19 protein-coding genes are annotated in these 17,245 nt (G+C 70.6%); 12 read left to right on the top strand and 7 right to left on the bottom strand.

The features are described 5' to 3' along the window. The first annotated feature begins 332 nt into the window (after positions 1-332). From D1J63_RS19680 to pstB, 6 genes are all read left to right on the top strand, one after another. On the top strand, positions 333-1,463 hold the full coding sequence (locus D1J63_RS19680; protein ID WP_125635616.1) for a CHAD domain-containing protein: 1,131 nt from the start codon (positions 333-335) through the stop codon (positions 1,461-1,463). 113 nt (positions 1,464-1,576) lie between these two features. Beyond that, on the top strand, positions 1,577-2,029 hold the full coding sequence (locus D1J63_RS19675) for an NUDIX hydrolase (protein WP_125630358.1): 453 nt from the start codon (positions 1,577-1,579) through the stop codon (positions 2,027-2,029). Between the two features lie 200 nt (positions 2,030-2,229). Beyond that, positions 2,230-3,360 (top strand): phosphate ABC transporter substrate-binding protein PstS, encoded by a 1,131-nt coding sequence (gene pstS / locus D1J63_RS19670; protein ID WP_176154753.1) that lies wholly within the window; start codon positions 2,230-2,232, stop codon positions 3,358-3,360. A gap of 124 nt (positions 3,361-3,484) precedes the next feature. Then, positions 3,485-4,495 carry a phosphate ABC transporter permease subunit PstC gene (pstC, locus tag D1J63_RS19665; protein WP_125630356.1) on the top strand — a complete coding sequence of 337 codons (1,011 nt, stop codon included), beginning with the start codon at positions 3,485-3,487 and terminating at the stop codon, positions 4,493-4,495. Then, positions 4,492-5,556, top strand: a complete 1,065-nt coding sequence (pstA, locus tag D1J63_RS19660; RefSeq protein ID WP_102932439.1) for a phosphate ABC transporter permease PstA — start codon at positions 4,492-4,494, stop codon at positions 5,554-5,556. Before pstC ends, pstA begins: the two co-directional genes overlap by 4 nt. Before the next feature lie 54 nt (positions 5,557-5,610). Continuing rightward, complete coding sequence (pstB, locus tag D1J63_RS19655; protein ID WP_007451062.1) at positions 5,611-6,387, top strand: phosphate ABC transporter ATP-binding protein PstB; 777 nt, start codon at positions 5,611-5,613, stop codon at positions 6,385-6,387. A gap of 111 nt (positions 6,388-6,498) precedes the next feature. Here pstB and pitH read toward each other — a convergent pair whose 3' ends face one another. Beyond that, positions 6,499-7,497, bottom strand: a complete 999-nt coding sequence (gene pitH / locus D1J63_RS19650; protein ID WP_102932440.1) for a low-affinity phosphate transporter PitH — start codon at positions 7,495-7,497, stop codon at positions 6,499-6,501. Positions 7,498-7,504: 7 nt separating this feature from the next. Beyond that, a complete protein-coding gene (locus D1J63_RS19645; RefSeq protein WP_030403626.1) occupies positions 7,505-8,125 on the bottom strand; it encodes a DUF47 family protein in 621 nt (206 codons plus the stop codon). 207 nt (positions 8,126-8,332) lie between these two features. Between D1J63_RS19645 and D1J63_RS19640 the strand changes: the two genes are divergently transcribed. Continuing rightward, the gene (locus tag D1J63_RS19640; RefSeq protein ID WP_125630354.1) at positions 8,333-8,722 is read left to right on the top strand and encodes a metal-sensitive transcriptional regulator; all 390 of its coding nucleotides are present in this window, start codon (positions 8,333-8,335) and stop codon (positions 8,720-8,722) included. On the opposite strand, the gene D1J63_RS36755 is transcribed toward D1J63_RS19640, so the two are convergent. Both D1J63_RS36755 and D1J63_RS19635 read right to left on the bottom strand, forming a co-directional pair. After that, complete coding sequence (locus D1J63_RS36755; RefSeq protein ID WP_164419508.1) at positions 8,708-8,872, bottom strand: hypothetical protein; 165 nt, start codon at positions 8,870-8,872, stop codon at positions 8,708-8,710. The genes D1J63_RS19640 and D1J63_RS36755 overlap by 15 nt on opposite strands. A gap of 77 nt (positions 8,873-8,949) precedes the next feature. After that, positions 8,950-9,843: a hypothetical protein gene (locus D1J63_RS19635; protein ID WP_125635612.1), complete on the bottom strand. Its 894-nt coding sequence runs from the start codon at positions 9,841-9,843 to the stop codon at positions 8,950-8,952. Between the two features lie 475 nt (positions 9,844-10,318). Here D1J63_RS19635 and D1J63_RS19630 point away from each other — a divergent pair, with 475 nt between their 5' ends. Then, a complete protein-coding gene (locus D1J63_RS19630; protein ID WP_125630351.1) occupies positions 10,319-11,911 on the top strand; it encodes an FAD-binding oxidoreductase in 1,593 nt (530 codons plus the stop codon). Between the two features lie 17 nt (positions 11,912-11,928). Here the strand turns inward: D1J63_RS19630 and D1J63_RS19625 are convergent, their stop codons facing one another. From D1J63_RS19625 to D1J63_RS19615, 3 genes are all read right to left on the bottom strand, one after another. After that, complete coding sequence (locus D1J63_RS19625; protein WP_125630349.1) at positions 11,929-12,645, bottom strand: phosphatase PAP2 family protein; 717 nt, start codon at positions 12,643-12,645, stop codon at positions 11,929-11,931. A 205-nt stretch (positions 12,646-12,850) separates the two neighbouring features. Next, positions 12,851-13,870, bottom strand: a complete 1,020-nt coding sequence (locus D1J63_RS19620; RefSeq protein ID WP_125630347.1) for a bifunctional lytic transglycosylase/C40 family peptidase — start codon at positions 13,868-13,870, stop codon at positions 12,851-12,853. Between the two features lie 11 nt (positions 13,871-13,881). After that, the gene (locus D1J63_RS19615; protein ID WP_125630345.1) at positions 13,882-14,340 is read right to left on the bottom strand and encodes an ATP-binding protein; all 459 of its coding nucleotides are present in this window, start codon (positions 14,338-14,340) and stop codon (positions 13,882-13,884) included. Positions 14,341-14,538: 198 nt separating this feature from the next. Between D1J63_RS19615 and D1J63_RS19610 the strand changes: the two genes are divergently transcribed. From D1J63_RS19610 to D1J63_RS19595, 4 genes are all read left to right on the top strand, one after another. Continuing rightward, the gene (locus D1J63_RS19610) at positions 14,539-15,384 is read left to right on the top strand and encodes a helix-turn-helix transcriptional regulator (RefSeq protein ID WP_125630343.1); all 846 of its coding nucleotides are present in this window, start codon (positions 14,539-14,541) and stop codon (positions 15,382-15,384) included. 11 nt (positions 15,385-15,395) lie between these two features. Further along, positions 15,396-15,734 (top strand): DUF397 domain-containing protein, encoded by a 339-nt coding sequence (locus D1J63_RS19605; protein ID WP_125630341.1) that lies wholly within the window; start codon positions 15,396-15,398, stop codon positions 15,732-15,734. A 126-nt stretch (positions 15,735-15,860) separates the two neighbouring features. Then, positions 15,861-16,601, top strand: a complete 741-nt coding sequence (locus tag D1J63_RS19600) for an SUMF1/EgtB/PvdO family nonheme iron enzyme (RefSeq protein WP_125630339.1) — start codon at positions 15,861-15,863, stop codon at positions 16,599-16,601. Between the two features lie 314 nt (positions 16,602-16,915). Continuing rightward, a complete protein-coding gene (locus D1J63_RS19595; protein WP_003974839.1) occupies positions 16,916-17,224 on the top strand; it encodes a membrane protein in 309 nt (102 codons plus the stop codon). Positions 17,225-17,245: the final 21 nt, after the last annotated feature.

The following is a 17,245-nucleotide window of genomic DNA, read 5'->3' as shown; positions in this document are numbered from 1 at the left end:
ACGCCGGGACGGACACGACGCCGGGCAGCTCGCACACCGGAGCCGGTACGGGCAGCACACATGCCGGGGCGGATACGGGCGACGCAGGCGCACACGCCGGGGCGGGCACGACGCCGGGCAGCGCGCACACCAGAACCGGTACAGGCAGCACACATGCCGGGGCGGATACGGGCGACGCAGGCGCACACGCCGGGGCGGACACGACCTCGGGCAACACGCACGCCGGAACCGGTACGACCTCGGGCGGCGCCCACACCGGAACCGGTACGACCTCGGGTCGCGCCCGCACCGGAGCCGGTGGGGGCGCGGACGCCAATGCCCTCGCGGACTACCTGCGCGCCCAGGCCACGGAGTTCCTGCGCGCCCTGCGCCGGCACCGCGAGTCCGGGGCGGGAGCGGGAGCGTCGGGCCCGGGAGCGGGCGGCCCGGGCCGTACGGCTCCGCCGGCCGACGACGTGGACGCGGTCCGTGCCCTGCGCCGTGCGGCCCGCCGCATCAGCGGCACCCTGCACACCTTCCAGCCGCTCCTGGACGCGAGCTGGGCCGAGGAGATGCGCCCCGAGCTGGCCTGGCTGTCCGGCACGCTGGCCCTGGAGCACGCGTACGCGTCCCGTCTGGAACGGCTGCTCCAAGCCCTGCACCGGCTCTCCGGCTCGTCGGCGTTCCCGGCCCCGCGCCCGGTGGGCCGGACCACTGCCGCTACCACCGCCACCAGCACCGCCACCACCGCCACCGTGCCGACCGGCGTACCCGCCCCCGCCCGTCCCGCCTCCCCGGACCGCGGCAGCCTCACCGTGGGCGCGGCCAAGGCGGGCGCGCTGCTCGACCGGCAGCTGACCCTGGCCCGTACCCGGGCGCACTCCACCGCCCTCCAGGCGCTGGGCAGCAGCCGCTTCCACGCCGTGGCGGACAAAGTCGCCTTACTGGCCAGCGAGGTCCCGCTGCGCGTCACCGCCCGCCCGAACCGCGGCGCCACCGCCCCCGAGACCACGCCCTGTGACCTGCGCCCGCTGGCCGCCGCCGCCGAGGAGCGCCTCGCCGACGCCGTGACCGCCCTGCCCCTGGTCGCCGCGGGCAGTCCCTACAACGCCCAGGCACTGGTCCACGGACTCTCGCCGGACCCCGCCCCGCACCCCCAGGACGCCCCGTGGCACCAGGTCCGCCTGCTGCTGCGCCTGCACCGGTACGCCCTGGAGGCACTGGCCGGCGCGGATGCCGCGGACGCCGGGGACCCGGGGGACGTGGTCGACGTACGCCTCCTCGCGGCCGGTGAGGCCCTGGACCGCCACCGCGACGCCTCGGAGGCCGCCGCGGCCGCCGCCCAGGCCGCCCGCACCCCGCGCATCGCCCCGGCGACGGCGTACGCGCTCGGCGTGCTCCACGCCGACCAGCGGCATGAGGTGGAGGCGGCGAGGTACGCGTTCCAGCACAGCTGGCGCAAGGAACCGATCAGGCTGCCGTAGAAACGGCCCGCGGGAGCGGCCCGCAGAAGCAGCCCGCAGGAGCAACCGTACAAACTGCCCGCAGGAGCCGGCCCCCGGCACCGCCGCAGGACCACGGGAGGTGTGAGCGCGCCGTGAGCCCCGCAGCCGACGACACCACCGTCCGCGCGGCGGGCTGCGTCCTGTGGCGCCCCGCGCCGCCGACCGCCCCCTCCGGCCCGGAGCTGTGCCTCGTGCACCGTCCGAAGTACGACGACTGGTCGCACCCGAAGGGCAAGCTGAAGCCGGGCGAGGACCCGCTCGCGGGCGCCCTGCGCGAGGTCGCCGAGGAGACGGGATACGCCGCCGTACCGGGCGTCGAGCTGCCCACCGTGCGCTACCTCGCGAACGGCCGCCCCAAGGAGGTCCGCTACTGGGCCGCGGCGGCCGGCACCGGCGCCTTCGTCCCGTCCGACGAGGTCGACCGCATCCTGTGGCTGCCCCCGGGAGCGGCTCGCGCCCGCCTCACCCAGCCCCGGGACCGAACCCTCGTCGACGCCCTCCTCGCGACGTGCCCGCCCGGAACCGGCCACCGAACCACTCCGTGAACGAGTCCCCGGACCGACCCCGGAACCGGCCCGTGTCCTCGACGTAAGCGTTCCGTGACCTCACCGCACCGTCCTCAGGGGTTCACCCGGCGTTCATTTACGCCCTTCGGCGCCTTCATCTCATCTGCCTAATTTCGGCCTTACCACTCCTCGCACGCCGCCGAATTCAGGACGGCGGCTCCTGGAAGGAACTCCCTCAAGTGAAGCTTCAGCGCATGAACCGGCGGGCCCTCGCTCTCGGTGCTCTCGCCGTCTCCGGCGCCCTGGCCCTCACGGCGTGCGGCTCCGACGACACCGGCGGCAACAGCAGCGGCGGCGACGCCAGCCAGGCCGCCTCCAACAGCAACATCAAGTGCGACGACGCCAAGGGCCAGCTCCAGGCCTCCGGCTCCTCCGCCCAGAAGAACGCGATCGACGCCTGGGTGAAGCAGTACGTCGCCGCCTGCAAGGGCGTGCAGATCAACTACAACCCGACCGGTTCCGGCGCCGGCATCACCGCCTTCACGCAGGGCCAGACCGCGTTCGCCGGTTCGGACTCGGCGCTGAAGCCCGAGGAGATCGAGGCCTCGAAGAAGGTCTGCAAGGACGGCCAGGCCATCGACCTGCCGATGGTCGGCGGCCCGATCGCGGTCGGCTACAACGTCCCGGGCGTCGACAACCTCGTGCTGGACGCCCCGACGATGGCGAAGATCTTCGACAGCAAGATCACCAACTGGAACGACGAGGCGATCAAGAAGCTCAACCCCGACGCCAAGCTGCCCGACCTGAAGATCCAGGCCTTCCACCGCTCGGACGAGTCCGGCACCACGGACAACTTCACCAAGTACCTGAAGGCCGCCGCGCCCGACGACTGGACGTACGAGGGCGGCAAGTCCTGGCAGGCCAAGGGCGGCCAGTCCGCGCAGGGCTCCTCCGGCCTGGCCGGCCAGGTCAAGCAGACGTCCGGCGCCATCTCGTACTTCGAGCTGTCCTACGCCAAGGACGGCATCAAGACCGTCGACGTCAAGACCGCGGCCGCCGAGCCGGTCAAGGCCACCGTCGAGAACGCGACCGCCGCCATCGGCGCCGCCAAGGTCGTCGGCACCGGCAAGGACCTCGCCCTGGAGCTGGACTACACCCCGGACGCCGCCGGCGCCTACCCGCTGGTCCTGGTGACGTACGAGATCGCCTGCGACAAGGGCAACAAGGCGGACACCCTGCCCGCCACCAAGTCCTTCCTGAACTACATGGCCTCGGAGGACGGCCAGGGCCTGCTGGCGGACGCCGGCTACGCCCCGATGCCCACCGAGATCATCACCAAGGTCCGCGAGACCATCTCGGGCCTGAGCTGACCCGAGTGCGGTCCGGTCCCCGCGGGGGCCGGGCCGCACCGTCCGGTGCACCGCCGCCAGGAGCCCCCGAGAGGGGCTCCGCCCGAGCCGCCGACCACGACGGCTCCGCAGACCGGAGAACCCGATGGACATGACAACGGACACCCAGAAGCCAGCCCCCTCCCCAACGTCCCAGCCGCCCGCGTCCGTGGACAGCGGCGCCACCCGGGGCGTCACCCGCCCCGGCGACCGGATCTTCGTCGGGCTCTCCCGCGGGTCCGGCATCCTCGTGCTGGTCATCATGGCCGCCATCGCGGCCTTCCTCTCCTACCGCGCCTGGCTCGCCATCAGCGAGGACGAGGCGAACTTCTTCACCAGCTTCGAATGGAACCCGACCGGTTCCCCGCCGGAGTTCGGCATCGCGGTCCTGGCCTACGGCACCATCGTGTCGTCGATCATCGCCATGGCCATCGCCGTCCCGGTCTCGGTCGGCATCGCGCTGTTCATCACGCACTACGCGCCGCGCAAGCTCGGCGGCCTCATCGGCTACGTGATCGACCTGCTCGCCGCCGTGCCCTCGATCGTCTACGGCCTGTGGGGCGCCCTCGTCCTGGTGCCGAACCTGGACGGCCTCTACGGCTGGCTGGACCAGTACCTCGGCTGGACCGGGATCCTCGAGTGGAACGGCGGCGCGGGACGCTCGCTGTTCACCGTGGGCATCCTGCTCGCGATCATGATCCTGCCGATCATCACCAACGTCAGCCGTGAGGTCTTCCGGCAGGTCCCGCGCATGCACGAGGAGGCCGCCCTGGCCCTCGGCGCCACGCGCTGGGAGGTCATCCGGATGTCGGTGCTGCCCTTCGGCCGCTCCGGCGTCATCTCCGCCTCGATGCTCGGCCTCGGGCGCGCGCTCGGCGAGACGATGGCCGTGGCGATGGTGCTCTCCCCGACCTTCGACATCACCCCGAGCCTGCTCGACCCGGGCGGCGGCACCTTCGCCCAGAACATCGCGAGCAAGTTCAACGAGGCCACCCAGATGGGCCGCGACGCCCTGATCGCCTCCGGTCTGGTCCTCTTCGTCATCACCCTGCTGGTCAACGGCGGCGCCCGCATGATCATCGCCCGCCGCAAGGAGTACTCGGGGGCCAACGCATGAGCCACGCAACCCTGACCCCCGCCCCCAAGAACCGCAGCTCCCTGCGCGCCGCCACGCTGCCCAAGTGGTTCCCGTGGGCGGTCGCGGCCGGCTCGGTCGTCGCCGGCCTCGGCATCAGCACGGCCGCCGGGCTGAACAGCAGCATCCAGTGGGCCCTGATCGCCGCGGTCCTCTTCGTCGCCGGTTCGTACGGCATCTCGGCGCGCGTCGAGGGCGGGCGGCAGGCCAAGGACCGGGTCGCGACCAGCATGGTGTGGGTCGCCTTCCTGATGGCGCTGATCCCGCTGCTCTCCCTGATCTGGGAGACCGTGAAGCAGGGCGTGAAGGTCCTCGACGGCTACTTCCTCACCCACTCGATGGGCGTGGTCGCCGACAGCGAGCCCGGCGGCGGCATCTACCACGCCATCCTCGGCACCCTGGAGCAGGTCGGCCTGGCCACGCTGTTCTCCGTGCCGATCGGCGTGCTCACCGCGATCTACCTGGTCGAGTACGGCCGGGGCCGGCTCGCCAAGGCCGTCACCTTCTTCGTGGACGTCATGACGGGCATCCCGTCGATCGTCGCGGGCCTCTTCGTGCTCAGCCTGTGGGTCCTGATCCTGGACATGGGTCCGTCCGGCGTCGCCGGCTCCTTCGCCCTGTGCATCCTGATGATCCCGGTCGTCGTCCGCTCCACCGAGGAGATGCTCAAGCTCGTCCCGAACGAGCTGCGCGAGGCGTCCCTCGCCCTGGGCGTGCCGAAGTGGCGCACGATCCTCAAGGTGGTCCTGCCGACCTCGGTCGGCGGCATCGTCACCGGCGTCATGCTGGCCGTCGCCCGCATCACCGGCGAGACGGCCCCCGTGCTGCTGTTGGTCTGGGGCACCGACTTCATCAACGCGAACCCCTTCCAGGACCCGCAGGAGTCGCTGCCGATGTACATCTACCTGCAGTACGGCGCGGGCTCCGACGCGGCCTACGACCGTGCCTGGGCGGCGGCCCTGACGCTGATCGCCTTCATCATGATCCTCAACCTCGCGGCCCGCGGCATCGCCCGCTGGAAGGCCCCGAAGACGGGTCGCTGACGCGACCGACGCACGAACAGTCAGCGACTCGGACCGAAAGAAGCAGTGATACCCATGGCCAAGCGCATAGATGTCAGCGGCCTCAACGCCTACTACGGCTCCTTCCTGGCCATCGAGGACATCTCGATGACCGTCGAGCCCCGCTCCGTGACGGCCTTCATCGGCCCCTCCGGCTGCGGCAAGTCCACCTTCCTGCGCACGCTCAACCGCATGCACGAGGTCACCCCCGGCGGCCGCGTCGACGGCAAGGTCATGCTGGACGACGAGAACCTCTACGGCGCCGGCATCGACCCGGTGGCCGTGCGCCGCGAGGTCGGCATGGTCTTCCAGCGCCCGAACCCGTTCCCGACGATGTCGGTCTACGACAACGTGGCGGCGGGCCTGCGCCTGAACGGCAAGTACAAGAAGTCCGAGATGGACGGCATCGTCGAGAAGTCCCTGCGCGGCGCCAACCTCTGGAACGAGGTCAAGGACCGCCTGAACAAGCCGGGCTCCGGCCTCTCCGGCGGCCAGCAGCAGCGCCTGTGCATCGCCCGGGCGATCGCGGTCGAGCCGAACGTCCTGCTCATGGACGAGCCCTGCTCCGCCCTGGACCCGATCTCCACCCTGGCGATCGAGGACCTGATCGGCGAGCTGAAGGAGCGCTTCACGATCGTCATCGTGACGCACAACATGCAGCAGGCGGCGCGCGTCTCGGACCGTACGGCGTTCTTCAACCTGGCGGCGGTCGGCCAGCCCGGCAAGCTGATCGAGATCGACGAGACGGAGCGCATCTTCTCCAACCCGTCGGTCCAGGCCACGGAGGACTACATCTCGGGCCGCTTCGGCTGATCCGCCCTCCCCATCCCCTCGCGGTGCTGCATGGCGGTGCCACCGCGAGGAGCACAAGGGCCCGCCCCCGAAACCGGGGGCGGGCCCTCTCACATGCCGTGCGGCGCCTCGCTAGAGGAACGCCAGGTTCACGATCCAGAACGACACCGCGGCCACCACCGCGGCGGCCGGCATCGTGATGAACCACCCCATGATGATGTTCTTCGCGACCCCCCACCGCACGGCGTTGACCCGCTTCGTGGCCCCCACACCCATGATCGCGGAGGTGATCACGTGCGTCGTGGAGATCGGCGCGTGGAAGATGAACGCCGACCCGAACATGATCGAGGCGCCCGTCGTCTCCGCGGCGAAGCCCTGCGGCGGGTCCAGCTCGATGATCTTCCGCCCCAGCGTCCGCATGATCCGCCAGCCACCGGCGTAGGTGCCCGCGGACAGCATCAGCGCACAGGCGAGCTTCACCCACACCGGGATCGGGTCGCCGTAGTCCTCGACGTCGGCGATGACCAGCGCCATCACCACGATGCCCATCGTCTTCTGCGCGTCCTGCAGACCGTGGCCCAGCGCCATGCCCGCCGCCGACACGGTCTGCGCGATACGGAAGCCGCGCTTCGCCTTGTGCGGGTTGGTCCGCCGGAAGATCCACATGATGACGGTCATCACCAGGTAACCGGCGATCAGACCGACGACCGGTGACACGAACATCGGGACGACGATCTTGTCGACGACCCCGTGCCAGTACACGGTCGTGCTCCCGGCCAGCGCCGCGCCGACCATGCCGCCGAACAGCGCGTGCGAGGACGAGGACGGCAGGCCGAAGTACCAGGTGATCAGGTTCCACACGATGGCGCCGACCAGCGCCGCGAAGAGGATCCCCATCCCCTTCGAGCCCTCGGGGGTCTCGATCACCCCCTCACTGACGGTCTTGGCGACCCCGGATCCCATGAACGCGCCGGCCAGGTTCATGACCGCGGCCATGGCGAGCGCCGCGCGGGGCGTCAGCGCGCGGGTCGACACCGAGGTGGCGATCGCGTTGGCCGAATCGTGGAAGCCGTTGGTGTACGTGAAGAAGAGCGCGACCCCGATGGTCACGACCAGAGCGAAGGTGTCCATGAACGGCTCAGGACTCCTTGACGGCGATGGTCTCCACCGTGTTCGCCACGTGCTCGAACGCGTCGGCCGCTTCCTCCAGCACGTCCACGATCTGCTTCAGCTTGAGCACCTCGATGGCCTCGTACTTGCCGTTGAAGAGGTGGGCGAGCAGCTTGCGGTGGATCTGGTCGGCCTGGTTCTCCAGCCGGTTGACCTCGATCCAGTACTCGGTGAGGTTGTCCATCGTGCGCAGGTTCGGCATGGCCTCGGCGGTCAGCTCGGCGGCCCGCGCCAGCACCTCGATCTGCTGCTCGACGCCCTTGGGCAGTTCCTCGATGTTGTAGAGGACGACCAGGTCGACGGCCTCCTCCATGAAGTCCATGATGTCGTCGAGGGACGAGGCGAGGTTGTAGATGTCCTCGCGGTCGAAGGGCGTGATGAACGAGGAGTTCAGCTGATGGAAGATCGCGTGCGTGGCGTCGTCACCCGCGTGTTCGGCGGCCCGCATACGCTCTGCGATCTCGGCCCGGGCGGATGCGTCCGCCCCGAGCAGTTCCATCAGGAGCTTGGAGCCCGTGACGATGTTGTCCGCGGAAGCGGCGAACATGTCGTAGAAGCTCGTCTCCCTGGGGGTCAGACGAAAGCGCACGTGGGGTCCTCGGGGTGCATCGGTTTCGGTCAGGCTGATGCTAGGCGCATCATCCGGCCACTGCTAACGGGCCGTCCCCCAGTGTCGCCCATCGGGCAGAGTGATGAGCAGGGGGGCGACGTCGGCCGCTCCGGCAAGGGCTCCCTACCCGGGAAAGTTCGTTACCATATACCCACCAGGGGTATATGTCCGTTATTGGAGGACGCGATGACCACCACCCAGGCCGGCGCGGGTGCGCCCTCCCCCGCCGCGGACCAGGCGGTGCAGCAGGTCGAGACGGACGGCACGGACATCGTGACCGACCACGACCGCGGGGTGCACGGGTACCACAAGCAGAAGGACGAGCACCTCAAACGCCTGCGCCGCATCGAGGGCCAGATCCGGGGCCTGCAGCGGATGGTCGACGAGGACGTCTACTGCATCGACATACTGACCCAGGTCTCCGCCTCCACCAAGGCCCTGCAGTCCTTCGCGCTGCAGCTGCTGGAGGAGCACCTGCGCCACTGCGTCGCCGACGCGGCCCTCAAGGGCGGCAACGAGATCGACGCCAAGGTGGAAGAGGCGACGAAGGCCATCGGCCGCCTACTGCGGACGTGAGCGCTCCTCGGCGACGCGCAGCACCTCGTCGATGCTCTCGAGGCTGAGCCGCTCCCGGGCGGCCGACGCCGCGATGATCAGGTCGCCGCACAGCTCGATCTCGGCGAGGGCCACGTGGTCCTGAACCGCCGTACCGCCGACCGGAGCCACACCCGTCACCTCGTCTCTGCCGTCACCGACTTCCTAGAGTAGGGAGCGGCCTACACACCGCGCATGGCACGGAAGGGCTAGTTCTTGCCGTCGGCCGCCGGGTCGCCCGGCTCCGCGGCGATCTTGCCGGCGTAGATGTCCCGGTCCTCGGGCAGCCGTACGCGGACGGCGGCACCAAAGTCGTAGAGCAGCGTCGTCGAGGCGACGTCCACGGTGCCGGTGCCGTCCTGGCGCCCGTTGGAGAAGCTGAAGCGGTGCCGGACCTTGCGGATCCGGCCCTCGTCGTCGAGGTAGGCGTCGAACGGCACCTCGGCGGTGGCGAACCCCTCGGCCGCCGCCGCCAGCGCCTTCTTGTTGCCCTCCGAGGCACCGCGCGCGGCCCGCGCGAGATCGGCGGTCCCCCGGTAGTGCCGCACCTCGGTCCCGGCCAGCTCGGTGCGCCCCACGTACGTCGCCGTCCGCGTCCCGCGCAGCACCTCGGCGGCGGCGAACGGGTCCGTCGCCCCGCCGGTCACCAAGTTCCCGTCGGACAGCGAGTCGGTGTCCACGCGCACCCACTTGTCGTCGGGGACGCCGGCCCCCCGGTTCTTCATGAACAACGCCCCCGGCGCGAGCAGCTCGGTGATCGGCCGGTGCTCGCTCGACCCCGCCGGGTCCTGCGGCAGCCGCACCTTCAGCTGCCCGAGCCGCTCCTCGAAGTCGTACACGCCCTCGCCCCGGATGGTGACCCGCGTCCCACCGCTGGCCATCTGCATCGCGGTACGGGCCTTGGCGCTCCCGGCGGCCACCAGGCGGTCGGCGGCCCGGTGCAGCACGGCGACCGGATCACCCCCGCCGGCGCCCTGGACGGAGGCCCCCTCCCCGGCACCGGAACACCCGGCAGCGGCCAGACCGACGCAGACCAGACCCCCGGCGAGGGCGAGACCGCCGCCCGTCCGCCAACTCCGCAGCTCCCGCTCCCGCCCGACCATCGCCACCTGCTGTCCCAGCCTCACGCCCGTTCCGGACCCCCTGCCGTCCCGCTTAACGAGGGGCAGGCGACCCCGGTAACGTTGTGGGCGTGGCGCAGCAGGACGGTCTCGAAGCCCCCGGGGACGCCCCGGAACACCTCACGACAACGGTCGAACAAGGCCGCTTCTGCCTGGCCCGCTGCACCTGCGGCTGGCGCGGCCCGGCCAGAAGAGCCAGAAGCCAGGCCCGCACAGACGCCGATTCCCACACCACGACGTAGCTGCAGGCAGCCGCCACGCCGCCGTCGCTGCGGGCAGTCGTGCCGCTGGGGCGGCACGGGTGGGCGCAGCGGCACCCGGCCAGCGCCGGCCCGCGTCCCCACCCCCGCCCGGCACCCACGCCGTACACCTGTACAGCCGACGCCCAGGGAACCCCACCCCCCACACCCCCGTCTCCTCCCAAGACCCCCCACGGGACACGGGACGCGGAGGCGACATGCACCGGCGCACATTCCTGACCACCACCACAGCCACCGCCCTGGCGGCAACCACAACCGCCTGCACGGGCAAGGACCCGTCCACAGGCACCGACTCCAAAGCGACTCGGGCCACAACCACCCGCACATCCCATGTCGGCAACGGCGCCACCCCCACCCCCAAAACCCCCGCCCCCAAGGCCCCCGCCACCTGGACCGCCCTCGCCAAGTCCCTCGACGGCCACCTCGTCCGCCCGGGCGACCCCGCCTGGAAATCGGCCCACCAGCTCTACAACACCCGCTTCGACACCCTGAAGCCCACCGCCGTCGCCTACGCCGCCCACCCCGACGACATCCGCACCGCCCTCTCCTACGCCCGCGCCCACCACATCCCCGTGGCGATCCGCAACGGCGGCCACTCCTACGCGGGTTGGTCCTCCGGCAACGGCCGCCTGATCATCGACGTCTCGAAACTGAACCGCGTCCGCGCCGCCGCCGGCGAGGCGGTCATCGGCGCCGGCGCCAAGCTGATCGACGTCTACCGCGCCCTCGCCGCGAAGGGCGTGACCGTCCCGGCCGGCTCCTGCCCCACCGTCGGCATCTCCGGCCTCACCCTCGGCGGCGGCCACGGCGTCGTCTCCCGCGCCTACGGCCTGACCTGCGACAGCCTCACCCGGGCCACCCTGATCACGGCCGACGGCAAGGAGATCACCGCCGACGCGTCAGGCGACCACAAGGACCTCTTCTGGGCCCTGCGCGGCGCGGGCAACGGAAACTTCGGCATCGTCACGGAGTTCCACTTCCGCACCCACCCCGCCCCCAGAGCCGTATCGGCGTACATGACCTGGCCCTGGTCGAAGGCGGCCGCGGCCGTCCGCGCCTGGCAGGAGTGGGGCCCCGACCAGCCCGACGAGATCTGGTCCTCCCTCCACCTCGCCGCCGCTCCCGGCCACACCCCCACCCTGTCGGTCTCGGCCTTCTCCCTCGGCACCTACGGCGAACTCCAGAACGCCGTCGACCGCCTCGCCGACCGCATCGGTTCGTCCGCGAGCCACGTCTCCCTCAAGCGCCGTACGTACGAGGCGTCGATGGAGATGTACGCGGGCTGCTCGTCCTTCTCGACCGACGCCCGCTGCCACCTCCCGGGCTCGGCGCCCGGCCACTCCCCGGAGGGCTCGCTGGGCCGCGAGACGTACGCGGCCCGCTCGGACTTCTACGACCGCTCGATCCCGCCCGCCGGCATCAAGGCCCTGCTCGCGCAGCTCCCGAAGGTGCGCGGCGGCGCCGGCAGCATCGCGTTCACGGCGCTCGGCGGGGCGGTGAACCGCGTCTCCCCGACGGCCACCGCGTTCGTGCACCGGCGCTCCCGGATGCTGGCCCAGTACCTCGTCTCGTGGCGGCCGGGCACGAGCGGAAGGGCGCCGCAGTCCTGGCTGAATTCCGCCTACGGCGCGATGCGGCCGTACGCCTCGGGCGCCGCCTACCAGAACTACACGGACCCGGATCTGACGGACTGGCGGAAGGCCTACTACGGAGACGCGGCCCCGCGCCTGGCGCGCCTGAAGCACCAGTACGACCCGGACCGCGTCTTCACCTACCCGCAGGCACTGTGACCGTCGAGCGGTGAGCGTCAGGCGGCGAGATCCCGCTCGCCCGACGTCTCGGCGCCGCTCTTCTCGCGCGCGCCCGGAATCACGGCACCGCGTCCGGCGGCACCCGACCGTCCTCGCGCGCTGACCAGCCACCCCACCCGGGGCGAGCGCTCGACGGCCCGGGTCAGCGGCGTCAGCAGCGCCATGGCCACCGGCGACAGCAGCAGCGCGACCGCCGTACCGAGGGCGAACCCGCCCACGACGTCCGTCGGGTAGTGCACGCCCATGTAGACGCGGGCGAAGCCGCCGAAGAGCGCCAGCACGATGGCGGCGATCCCGAACTTCCGGTTGGCGACGAACAGCGCGACGGCCAGGGCCATGCAGAGCGTGGCGTGATCGCTCACGAAGGAGAAGTCGTTCTTCCCCTCCACCAACACCTCGAGTCCGTCATGGGACTTGAAGGGCCGGGGCCGCTCGACGAAGCCCCGTATCGGCACGTTGACGAGTACGGCGACTCCGGCCGCGAGCGGCGCCCAGACCAGGGCCGCCACGTTCGACGCCGCGTCCTCACCGCCCCGCCGGCGCACGCCCCACCAGCACCACAGCACCAGCAGCACGATCGCGAACAGCAGTCCGTACTCGCCGACGAACTCCATGACCCGGTCGAACCAGTGCGGCGCGTCCTTGGCCAGGCCGTTGATGTCGTAGAGCAGCTCGACGTCGGGGTTCGACCCGGATTCGGCGAGTCCAGCCATGGTGCTGCGGCCCCTTCGTCATGTCCTGAGACGCACCGAGCGCGCGCCTCTTCTGCCACCCCCGTGGTCAGCTCACGTCAACAGGAACGCACGGTCCCCATTGATACGTTCCACACTCCACTGAATGATCACGCAGACGTTATCGAAGAGAGACACGTCTCCGCAGCTCAGGGCAGGGTTTCACGCTGGGTTCAAACCCTCCCATTCACACCGTGGTGGGCAACGCTTTCGCGCCATCTTCGGTGACCCGGGTGGCCCCGAAGTAGTCGGGCGTGTCGATCGGGTCGAACCGGATCACGGCCCCCGTCCGCGGCGCGTCGATCATGTATCCGCCGCCCACGTAGATCCCCACGTGCCGGATGGCCCGCGAGTTGGTGAGGTCGTCCGAGAAGAACACCAGGTCCCCGGGGAGCAACTCCTCCCGCCGGGGGTGCGGCCCCGCGTTGTACTGGTCGTTGGCGACCCGGGGCAGCTCGATCCCCACACTCTCGTAGGCGGCCTTGGTCAGCCCCGAGCAGTCGAACCGCCCACCCTGGTCGGCGGTCCCGTTCCCGCCCCACAGATACGGCGTCCCGAGCTTCTTCTGCGCGAAGGCGATCGCCCCGGCGGCCTGCTCGGACGGGTCGACCCGGCCGGTGGGCGCGGCGAAGCTCTTCTCGAGCGTCGTGATGACCTTGACGTAGTTCTGCGTCTCCTTGTACGGCGGCACGCCCTGGTACTTGATCACCGCATAGGCCCCCGCGTTGTAGGAGGCCAGCATGTTCTCGGTCGGATCGCCGGGCACGTCCTTCACGTACGAGGCGAGGGAGCAGTCGTACGACGCCGCCGACGGGATCGCGTCCGCCGGGTCCCACACGTCGCGGTCCCCGTCCCCGTCCCCGTCGATGCCGTGGGTGGCCCACGTCCCGGGGATGAACTGCGCTATCCCCTGCGCCGCCGCCGCGCTCCGCGCCTTCGGGTTGAACCCGCTCTCCTGGTACAACTGGGCCGCGAGCAGCGCCGGGTTGATGGCGGGGCAGAGGTTCCCCCACTTCTGCACGATCGGCTGGTACGCCGCGGGCACGCTTCCCTTGGCGAGCTTCTTGGCCCCGCCGCCCGCCCCGCCGGTCAGATTCCCGGCGACGAGGTAGACCCCCACGACGAGCAGCATCACGAAGCCCATCCCCAGGGCAACCGCGGCACCGGCACCGACCCACATCTTGCGCATGGTCCAACCATCCCCCATGCGAACGCCGTTCAGTGACGTTTCCCGGCCATGTCGTCGCGACGGCACTCGGCCCACAGCAGCTTGCCGCCCTTCGACGCGCCGAGCTCGCGCAGTACGGACACGCCCACGGCGTCCGCGCAGGCCCGCACCAGGTGCAGCCCCCGGCCACCCTCGGCGTCGCCCGGCGGTACGTCGCCGTCGCCGGGCCTGCCCTCCCGGAACCCGGCCGGCACCCGCCAGTCCCCGTCCCACACACCCACCCGCAGCCGCCCGGGCTCGCGCGACAGGATGCGGAGGGCGTAGGGGCCGGTGGTGTGCAGGTGGGCGTTGGCGAGCAGCTCGGCGGCCAGCAGTTCGGCGGTCGGGGTCAACTCCCCGAGGCCGTGGGCGGCCAGCGTGGCACGCAGGGTTGTGCGGGCGATCCCCGGTGCGCGTGGATCGTGCGGGAGGTGGAGGGTGTAACCCCAGGACGGGTTTACGGTGGCCATGGAAGTCTCCGGTCGGTTTGGGTAGTTGGCTGGTGGTCGGGGTGCCCAGTGGCATGCCGGTCCGTCGACCGGTGCGCTTCTGGGCGAGGGCGCCAGTTGTAAGGTAGCCGCCACCGGATAAGTACTTAGCCGGATAGCGGAAACTGGCTTAGCTTCCACTCGTGTGGGTGACCAAAGCGCCAAGGAGGCGGCGAGCCCGTGAGAGCGAACCCGACCGGGCGTCAGCTACGACTCGGCGCTGAGCTGCGAAAACTGCGCGAAAGGGCAGGCCTGACGTCCACTCAGGCCAGTCAACTGCTCGGCGTGAAGCAGAACCAGATCAGCAACACCGAGGCCGGCCGCATGGGCGTGAGCGCGGAGCGCGTCCGCGCCCTCGCCTGTCACTACGAATGCTCGGACCGCGCCCTCATCGACGCCCTCTGCGCCATGACGGCAGAACGTACCCGTGGCTGGTGGGAGGAGTACCGGGAGATCCTCCCCGGCGCGCTGCTCGATCTGGCCGAGGTCGAGCACCACGCGGTCCGTCTCCGCACGGCCATTACCGCGCACATTCCCGGCCTGCTGCAGACGACGGACCACGCCCGCGAGCTCTTCCACCACGTCGTACCGGACCTCACACCGCCCGACATCGAGCACCGCGTGTCGTTCCGCATCAAGCGCCAGACCGTCATCTTCCGCGACGCACCGGCCCCCTACCTCGCGCTGATCCACGAAGCCGCACTGCTGATGCAGTTCGGAGGTCCGACGATCGCGCGCCGCCAGCTTCAGCACCTCGTCGAAATGAGCGAGCGGGACAACGTCACCATCAGGGTCATCCCGTTCTCCGCCGGAGGCTTCCCGGGCTCCGGACAGTCGATCTTCTACTCCGCCGGTCCAGTGCAGCAGTTGGACACCGTCCACCTGGACCAGTCCCACGGCCCCGTGTTCCTGCACGCCGCGGCCCAGCTCGACAAGTACCGAGTGCTGCTGGACCGCACCGAAGCCAAGGCGCTCTCACCGGCGGACTCACGGGACCTCATCCATCGCGCCAGTCAACGCCTGTGAAGGGATCGAGCATGGTCGAGTACACGTGGCAGAAGTCGTCGTTCTGCGGCGAGGGCGACTCCTGCATACACGTCGCCGCAACCCCCGGCGCCGTCCATCTGACCGAAAGCGGCGACCCCACCGGTTCCATACTCACCGTCACCCCCACCACCTTCGGCGCCCTGCTCACCGCGTTGAAGTCGGACAGCCGGCCGTCGGCCACGGAGGTCACCGTCGCCACGTCCGACGGCGGCATCGTCCGGGTGCACGCCACCGGCACGCCGGGGACCGCCGTCACGACCGATCACCACAAGTGGGAGACCTTCGTGCGCGGCGTGCGCGCGGAGGAGTTCGACCACTTCGCCTCGTAGGCACCGTCGGCCTGCGCGCAGGCGGCCTGGTCCCAAGGTCGCTCCCGAGATGGGTCCGCAGGCCGAGGCGAGTCCACATCCACCGGCGTGATCATGTGGTTCGTTCGCACGAGTCGAGGAGGAGCCATGCAGGTGGAGCAGGTGGACTGGGTCGACATCCCGGCCGGGTTACTGCGTCGGGGCACGCCGGTGGACGAGGTGGGGGCCGTGGCCCGCCACTACGCGGACACCGGCGTGCCTCTGGAGTGGTACCTGAAGGAGACACCGCGCGCGGAGATCCACGTCCCCGCCTTCCGGATCGCCCGCACACCGGTCACGGTCGGCCAGTGGACCCGCTACGCGGCGGCCACCGACCGACCGCTCCCGAGTCCGTCGCCGTCGGACCACCCGGTCATCGGCGTCACCTGGGAGGCGGCGACGGACTACTGCCGGTGGATCGGGGAGCGGCTCGGCGGCCTGGCCGTACGGCTGCCCACGGAGGACGAGTGGGAACGCGCCGCCCGGGGTGACGACGCCCGGGAGTTCCCGTGGGGCGAGGAGTACCGCACCGGTCTGGCCAATCTGGTGGACCTCGGCATCGGCACCACGACGCCGGTCGGCTCGTTCCCGGACGGAGCCGGCCCCTTCGGGGTGCTGGACATGGCGGGCAACGCCGACGAGTGGACGTCCACCCTCTACGCCCCCTACCCCGGCGCACCCGAGGAGGTGCCGCGCACCGAGGACTGGGCCTTCGACCGGCACATCACCCGGGGCGGCGCGTTCCGCCACGACCGGGACCTGGCCCGGTGCGCCCGCCGCCACGGCGCCTACGAGGCGGACCTCGCGGCGATCGGCGTGGGCTTCCGCCTGGCGGCACCGGCCGCGTAGCGCCGAAGCCCGGGACGGCATCTGACCTCTGACACCGAATCAGGGCCTAACGATCGAACCGCATCACAGGTTTCGCTTACACATCGTTGCCAGCCATGCCCCGCCGTGATACACAGAGTGACGATACGACCACCAGAAGCCGTCTCGGCGCCGACTGACCAGCCGACGCCGGACGGTGGCAAGCTGTTCGCATAAAACCCGCCAAACAATGACGCCAAGGCGACATGCCAAGGCCTCATCGTCGGCGACAATGAGGCTTGACCTCTGCACGCCCGCAGAGGGCGCGGAACTACCCAACAGGGGCGGTGACTTACATGCTCTTTGCGGCCGACGAGGGAGACATCAACACCATCATCGGGGGGATCGCTCCGGACTGGGGCCCCTTCGGTGCGCTGGGGACCGAGGCGAAGACGATGGTCCAGGTCGTCATGGCCGTCGCCATTCTGCTCTGCCTCGGCATCGCCATCTGGGGCGCCGCCAAGCAGCGCATCGGGGCCACCGCGCTCCGGGACACCTTCAGCGCGGAGCAGGGCAAGGGCCTGATCATCGCGGGGCTGACGGGTGTGTTCATCATCGGCTCACTCGGCACGCTGTTCACCATCGTGTACGGAATGGCCGTATAGCCCGGCACCCATCCGTCCCTC

It is taken from the genome of Streptomyces sp. KPB2 (assembly GCF_003950055.1).
Classification (GTDB): domain Bacteria; phylum Actinomycetota; class Actinomycetes; order Streptomycetales; family Streptomycetaceae; genus Streptomyces; species Streptomyces salinarius.
Note: the sequence above shows the minus strand (reverse complement) of the source record. Positions and strands in the feature narration are given on the sequence as shown.

Coding starts and splice junctions, on each gene's coding strand:
- D1J63_RS19635 (WP_125635612.1), bottom strand. CDS start 9,843: ATGGTCGGGCGGGAGCGGGAGCTGCGGAGTTGGCGGACGGGCGGCGGT.
- pitH (WP_102932440.1), bottom strand. CDS start 7,497: ATGGACACCTTCGCTCTGGTCGTGACCATCGGGGTCGCGCTCTTCTTC.
- D1J63_RS19640 (WP_125630354.1), top strand. CDS start 8,333: ATGACCACCACCCAGGCCGGCGCGGGTGCGCCCTCCCCCGCCGCGGAC.
- pstC (WP_125630356.1), top strand. CDS start 3,485: ATGGACATGACAACGGACACCCAGAAGCCAGCCCCCTCCCCAACGTCC.
- D1J63_RS19620 (WP_125630347.1), bottom strand. CDS start 13,870: ATGGGGGATGGTTGGACCATGCGCAAGATGTGGGTCGGTGCCGGTGCC.
- D1J63_RS19605 (WP_125630341.1), top strand. CDS start 15,396: ATGGTCGAGTACACGTGGCAGAAGTCGTCGTTCTGCGGCGAGGGCGAC.
- D1J63_RS19630 (WP_125630351.1), top strand. CDS start 10,319: ATGCACCGGCGCACATTCCTGACCACCACCACAGCCACCGCCCTGGCG.
- pstB (WP_007451062.1), top strand. CDS start 5,611: ATGGCCAAGCGCATAGATGTCAGCGGCCTCAACGCCTACTACGGCTCC.
- pstA (WP_102932439.1), top strand. CDS start 4,492: ATGAGCCACGCAACCCTGACCCCCGCCCCCAAGAACCGCAGCTCCCTG.
- D1J63_RS19595 (WP_003974839.1), top strand. CDS start 16,916: ATGCTCTTTGCGGCCGACGAGGGAGACATCAACACCATCATCGGGGGG.
- D1J63_RS19600 (WP_125630339.1), top strand. CDS start 15,861: ATGCAGGTGGAGCAGGTGGACTGGGTCGACATCCCGGCCGGGTTACTG.
- D1J63_RS19625 (WP_125630349.1), bottom strand. CDS start 12,645: ATGGCTGGACTCGCCGAATCCGGGTCGAACCCCGACGTCGAGCTGCTC.
- D1J63_RS19615 (WP_125630345.1), bottom strand. CDS start 14,340: ATGGCCACCGTAAACCCGTCCTGGGGTTACACCCTCCACCTCCCGCAC.